The sequence below is a fragment of the Thermus thalpophilus genome (assembly GCF_022760915.1).
Taxonomy (GTDB): domain Bacteria; phylum Deinococcota; class Deinococci; order Deinococcales; family Thermaceae; genus Thermus; species Thermus thalpophilus.
In genome coordinates this window covers 1-1,073 of record NZ_JAKTNS010000090.1, presented here as the reverse complement: position 1 = coordinate 1,073, position 1,073 = coordinate 1, and the positions used below count along the sequence as shown (strand labels likewise).

Genomic DNA, 1,073 nt, shown 5'->3' with positions numbered 1-1,073 from the left:
AAGGCGCGGAAGTCCCTTGGGGTTATGCCCTATGGAGGTTTTGACGTGTACATAGACCGCAACCACAACACTATTCAAGAAATATCGACTAAACCCAGCCCCAAGGACCGCCTGATAGTTGTCCCAGGTACAATGCTTGGGCAAACCCCAGGGGGGCGGCTTTAGGTATTCCGCTTGGGTCTTAAGACTCGTAACCACCATAAAGTAAATGGGAAAGGCTGAAACAAAGCTCCACACCAACGCCAAGAACGGTGCCAATCCCTGAATAACTCGTTCCAAAAGCCCCTTCATAGACTCCTCCGCGACGCGAAACCAGTAGGTCCCACCAAAACCCAGGAAATAAAAAGTGCCGCTAGGGCCAAAAAGGCCCCTACCGTGGCTCCGTAGCCTACTTCTTGGCTCTGAAAAGCCAACCGATAAAGGTACACAGGTAAGTTGGTAGTAGCATAACCTGGTCCCCCTTGAGTCATGACCCAAATTAAGTCAAAGTAGGTCAACGATCCCACCACTACGATCAATGAGGAGGTTATAAGAGTTGGCCGAAGAAGGGGCAAAGTGATGTACCAGAAAACGTTCCAACCCTCTGCTCCATCTAGCGCCGCTGCTTCGTACAGCTCTTGTGGGATGCCCTGATAAGCTGCCTGATAGAGAAGCGTGTGAAACGGTACATACTGCCAAGATGTGACTAAAGCTAGGGTTATTAGGGCCACGTTTTCTCCTAGAGGGTTCAAGCCACGCATAAAGGAGAAATAGTAGAACACTCCCAAGTTAGGGTCTAATATGTAAAGCCAAATAATCCCCACAGCGGTGCTAGAGAAGAGAAGCGGGAGAAAGGAAAAGGTAGAGACAATCTCCCGAAAAAATCCCCTTTGGGCAAAGTAAATCCCCAAAGCTACGGATACGGGCGTTTGTACAAACCACGCTATAAGGGTAAATGCAAACGATACCCAAAGCGCATGGTAGAAGCGCTGATCTGTGAAAAGGCGTGCCCAATTAGCCCAGCCAGGGTCGTGTCAAGAGTTATGTGTAAGAGTCTGTGTACGGGGGGCATACCGCTCCTGAAGCATCTTCTC

The 1,073-nt window shown here is 49.7% G+C and carries 1 protein-coding gene and 1 pseudogene; both read right to left on the bottom strand.

The features are described 5' to 3' along the window. Window positions 1-291: pseudogene (locus L0D17_RS13125) on the bottom strand (hypothetical protein); the annotation flags it as partial. Next, on the bottom strand, window positions 288-890 hold the full coding sequence (locus tag L0D17_RS13965) for a carbohydrate ABC transporter permease (RefSeq protein ID WP_423247958.1): 603 nt from the start codon (window positions 888-890) through the stop codon (window positions 288-290). The gene L0D17_RS13965 and the pseudogene L0D17_RS13125, both read right to left, overlap by 4 nt. Window positions 891-1,073 lie beyond the last annotated feature (183 nt).